This is a genomic window from Aneurinibacillus tyrosinisolvens (assembly GCF_001015055.1).
In the GTDB taxonomy this organism is placed as follows: Bacteria; Bacillota; Bacilli; order Aneurinibacillales; family Aneurinibacillaceae; genus Aneurinibacillus_A; species Aneurinibacillus_A tyrosinisolvens.
This window is the reverse complement of the sequence record NZ_BBWZ01000121.1, coordinates 1-963: the sequence shown is the minus strand read 5'-3', so window position 1 is coordinate 963 and position 963 is coordinate 1. Positions and strand designations below refer to the sequence as shown.

The window sequence follows — 963 nt, the reverse complement described above, 5'->3', positions numbered from 1 at the left end:
AGACAGCCTAAAATTTTAAATTAAGGTGACAGCCTAACACTTGTCCCTTTTTCTCTGCGTAGGATGAAGGGTAGTGGAATCCATGACGTAGAGGAGGTCGACAATATGGGATTTTTCAGAGAGGCTGAATTTTCGTTCATTCTGGTACTCTTTATCCTTTTGGTGATTATCACTTGTGCTTTCGAATAACCCTCAGTGTTTTTTACAGGGGAAGAAATTCACATCACAAAGGGGCCGCCAAGGAAGGCGGTCTTTTTGTCATCGATTATGTACAGGCTCCTTGTTTATCATATAATTCCACATAAAAAATCTTGCTTAGGATGGCCTACCCTCTTTTTCCTAAAAAACTTCTACATACCTAAGTCTACATGCTAAGGATAATAGCCTACACATAAAAAATGACAGGACATATTCTGTATGTAACAAATAAGAAAAACATTATTTTTATAGGAAAGCAGAGAGGGGTTATACGATGAAGTCAAAACATATCTCCAATCAGCAGCCGGAAAACGTTTCAAATACAGACCTCATCCATATTGAACAAAAAGGAAGTGAAATGGTCATTCAGGCGAAGCTGCCAGGAGCCATGCGGAAAGAGATAAAAGTTGAAATCTCGAACGACTTGGTATCCATTATAACCGGATCTCCACCGGAAAGGATCCTAAAAACCGTTCGATTACCAGTCAATGTGGATGCGGAAAAGACGAAGGCAACCTACGACGATAACGTGCTGACCGTTTCGATTCCACTGAGGAGTCCAGAACAGATGAGCGTGCACATTTGGCATACCTCACGTGTCATTCCAATTGAAGGAACCTAAACATAATTCCTATACAATCAGTATTGAGCCAAAAAAAAACGCTATGGCTTTGTTTCCATAGCGTCTTTTGCCATGCAAAAATCCCGGACGCAAAAAAGGCCTTTTCCCCATTCGGTATATCCTGACGTCTGCCCCTACTCATC

At 41.1% G+C, this 963-nt stretch carries 2 protein-coding genes; both read left to right on the top strand.

The window, feature by feature from the left end:
* Window positions 1-63 precede the first annotated feature (63 nt).
* Window positions 64-189, top strand: a complete 126-nt coding sequence (yjcZ, locus tag MBEAL2_RS34290) for a sporulation protein YjcZ (protein WP_082130257.1) — start codon at window positions 64-66, stop codon at window positions 187-189.
* Between the two features lie 283 nt (window positions 190-472).
* Window positions 473-820 carry an Hsp20/alpha crystallin family protein gene (locus tag MBEAL2_RS28595; protein ID WP_047155563.1) on the top strand — a complete coding sequence of 116 codons (348 nt, stop codon included), beginning with the start codon at window positions 473-475 and terminating at the stop codon, window positions 818-820.
* The last annotated feature ends 143 nt before the right edge of the window (window positions 821-963 follow it).